Source organism: Emticicia agri (genome assembly GCF_004168285.1).
In the GTDB taxonomy this organism is placed as follows: domain Bacteria; phylum Bacteroidota; class Bacteroidia; order Cytophagales; family Spirosomataceae; genus Emticicia; species Emticicia agri.
Genome location: NZ_SEWF01000106.1, coordinates 1 through 3,758, shown reverse-complemented (window position 1 = coordinate 3,758; position 3,758 = coordinate 1). Strand labels below are relative to the sequence as shown.

Genomic DNA, 3,758 nt, shown 5'->3' with positions numbered 1-3,758 from the left:
ACCTATACCTATTTAGATGATGGGATAGACCGCTATGCAGCCGATGGGGTGAATACCATAGAGATGCAGGTGGACACCAATTATTGTTACAAGGTAGAGACCTTTGGCGCCTATGGCAGATTACCCCAGTTCGGGACATTGCGTAATTTTTCACAGGTGATGTGTTCGAGTCCGATAGACAACACCCCCCCCTGTCCACCGGAATTGAGCATTGATGATTTGAATTGTGAGAATCTTGACCGGGAGGCCATTTGTGAGACCAACACATTGAGTAATAAATTAAGCTGGAAGACCCCGGCGAGTTCAGGAGGCTTGTTGTGTCGGAGTGATATTATCAGATACAATATTTACTTTGCCCGATACAAGGAAGACACCCCGAAGTTATTGGCAGCCATAGACAAGCCGGTACCACCGGAGACTTCATTCACCCACACCCGATCGGTACAAGATGGGTTTGCCGGTTGTTACTACATCACAGCGGTGAATAGTCTGAACATTGAGAGCAGTGCGAGTGCGACGATTTGTAAAGACAACTGTGCGACGGTGTTGTTACCGAATGTATTCACACCCAATGGAGATGGGAAGAATGATACCTTTACACCGATGACATGTTCAGCTTTTATCCAGAACATAGATATAGAGATATACAATAGATATGGGTTGAAGGTGTATCAGAGTGGGAGTAGTAATATTTTGAGTTGGGATGGACGGAGTAGCAGTGGGGTTGAGTTACCCTCGGGGACGTATTATTACTTGGCGAAGGTATCGTTGCAACGCTTGGACAGGAAGGATGAGACTCCTACGACTATCAAAGGTTGGGTTGAACTAATCAGGTAATAAGCAATATTCTATGTATATTTGCAGTAAAAATTGCGTGTTTAATCAGGGAAATGGTATAGTTTTTGAAATTTTGCCAACAAATACCTGATTAAACATGCATGATTGCCAAATTAACCTATGAATATCTTACGAGTCATATCTATTACGAGTAGCCATATACTTAACTTTGTCAGAGAACAGTTAACAGCATTGAACGAGGCATTACGGCTTCCAATGTCAACTTCTATCCGGTCGCTCCGGGGTCTTCTCATTTCTCTTTTAGTGGGTTTATTTGTGGCAATCATTGCTGTAGGTATGCAGCCATTCGGACTTGATTTGTTTGACCATGAGCAAAAAACAGAACTATTGTTAGGTTTTGGCGGGGTGGCAGTAATAGCCATGCTAACAGTCAAGTTTGTGCTACCTGCTATTTTCCCGAGGTTTTATAACAAGCAGAACTGGACTGTTGCCCGTTATATACTGCACTTTCTGGTTATGGTGTTGCTCCTGACTTCTTTTCTGGTAATTTATAGTAATCTGTTCCATATCATTACTTTTAGCATAGCCGATATACTGAAAGTTTTTGTTTTAAGTATTATCCCGGTTATTGTTACTACATTTATTCAGCAACGGGTATTTCACAATAAGTTTGCGGCCTGTGCCGAACTCATTAATGAAGCACTGCAAAAACTGTCAGTTACCAATTCAGAACAAAAATTAGCTGTATTGGTGATGGGCGAAAAAAATGTAAGACTGAGCTTATTGCCTAATCAGTTTATCTATGCCGAAATTACTAAAGATGGAACAGAGGTATACTGGCAGAATTTTCTTGGTATTGAAAAAACAACCATTCAGGGTGATATTGAAAAAGAATTATCAGCCCACCCTCAGTTTATTTATTTAGATAAAAATATCATTGTTAATACAAAGGGTATCCTGAAGGTAGAAGGTAATGCCAGAGGCTATCAGGTAAGAATCGCCCGCACAACCAGAGAAATTGCTGTTCCCTGGAGATTCCATAAGAAATTAGAGAAATTAGCTCAGAATAATAGAACTGCCTGATTGGTTTTTAATAAACAAAAAAGCATTAACTCATACTACTAAATTACAAAACAGAACGGGTATTGTTATTTCCTGTGACTCTTCTCTTAAAATTTTATCCTTTATATACACAGCGTATAGGATTTCATACGTTCTTAACAAAGAACCTGTTTAAACTTATTTCTTTTGACTACAAATAGCTTTTTTTCGATTAGACGAAGACAAAAATTTCGTACGTAGTTCTACTACGTTCTCAACTTTTCTCTTCGTCTAATCAAAAAACGCATATTTTCGTCATTAAATAAAAAGTTTAAACATGTTCAAAGACTAATTACCTGACTAATAAAGCCTATGCAACTGTTGAAATCTACAATACTTTTTCTTATTGTCAGCTTATCAGCGCTCACACAAGTGCAAGCTTCGCACTTACGTGCAGGTGAGATAACTGCTAAAAGAATTTCGTCAACTACACTTACTTATCGTGTTACATTGACTACTTATACTGACCAGATTAATGGCGTACAAGCCAATGAGGCGGCTAATACTTCTCAGTTTTCGTTTGGTGTTACAGGAGTAGGATTATATGAGGTAAAACGAACAAGAAAGTTTCTGATTAACCGGGGCACTATGTGCAACGTTTATGATACTACATTTACTTTTCCGGCACAGGGCAGATATACCATTTCTTGTGCTATTGTTAACCGGAACGCCGGAACAGTCAATCTGCAACCACCAACTGAACAGATTAGTTTCTTTGTTGAGACTACTATTGTGGTAAACGCCGCATTAGGTTTGAATAATACCCCTGTTTTGTTGAATATCCCGGTTGATACGGCCAGCGTAGGGCAAAGATATATTCATAATCCCGGCGCATTTGATGCTGACGGAGATAGTCTATCTTATCGGCTTACTGCACCTAAAAAGGGTGCTACTGATGGTTCTAACGGGGGAGTATTTGCTCAGGGCTATCTTGACCCTGCCAATCTGGGAGATTTCAGGTTGACAGAAGATAGGCAGAGTCCGTCTTTTTTCAGGATAGATGCCATTACGGGTGATTTAATATGGGATGCACCAGGTAAATTGCCTGTTAATCAGTATCAGGTCAATGTAGCCTTTATAGTAGAGGAATGGCGAAAGGGCGCCAATGGGACATATACGAAAATCGGGGAGATAACCAGAGATATGCAGATTATTGTGGTAGAAACCCCCAATAAACGACCTTTGTTAACTGTTCCAGCCGCTATTTGTGTAGAGGCAGGTCAGAAAATACAATTTACTGTAACAGCCCGTGACCCTGATAATAACAATATCAGAATAACTACCAATAGTGGTGTATATAACCGTGATGCAGGTGGAACGGTTGACTTTGTAGCACCAAAAGAAGCAACCTTTGCGCCACTCAATGTTACCCAGAGTAGTCCCGCCTCGGGTACATTTACCTGGGAAACAAATTGTAAACATGTCAGGGAGCAGCCCTATGGCGTATTATTTAAAGTAGAAGATTTTCCTGGTAGAATACCTATCCAGTTGACTGATATTAAGGTTGTGCAGATACGAGTCATTCCTCCCCGTCCTAAGGCCTTGACTGCTCGGAACACAGAACGAGGGATTGAACTTCGGTGGCAACAATACCCCGACTGCAACATTCCTGAAGAAGATGCCGAAATCGTCATCTATCGCAAAGAAGGCTGCTCCAACTTCATTCCTGCCAACTGTCAGATAGGTTTGCCTGCCTCCTTTGGCTTTGTGGAAGTAGCCAGAGTATCAGCCAAAGACACCTTCTATTTAGATACCAAAGCCCAGAGTGGCGTCATTTACAGTTACAGCATCGTAGCCAATCTGGCTACCTCAGATTTTGTGTCTATTCCAAGTGTGCCTTCCAACGAAGCCTGTATTGG

Annotated in this window: 2 protein-coding genes and 1 pseudogene; all 3 read left to right on the top strand. The window is 41.0% G+C overall.

The genetic code is table 11. The annotated features are described in order from the left end of the window. The coding region (locus EWM59_RS27180) for a T9SS type B sorting domain-containing protein (RefSeq protein WP_130024022.1) at positions 1-837 on the top strand (837 nt) is incomplete at its 5' end. A 120-nt stretch (positions 838-957) separates the two neighbouring features. Further along, positions 958-1,881, top strand: coding sequence for a hypothetical protein (locus EWM59_RS27175; protein WP_130024342.1), 924 nt, complete (start codon positions 958-960; stop codon positions 1,879-1,881). 390 nt (positions 1,882-2,271) lie between these two features. Next, positions 2,272-3,758 (top strand): annotated as a pseudogene (locus EWM59_RS27170) (gliding motility-associated C-terminal domain-containing protein); the annotation flags it as partial.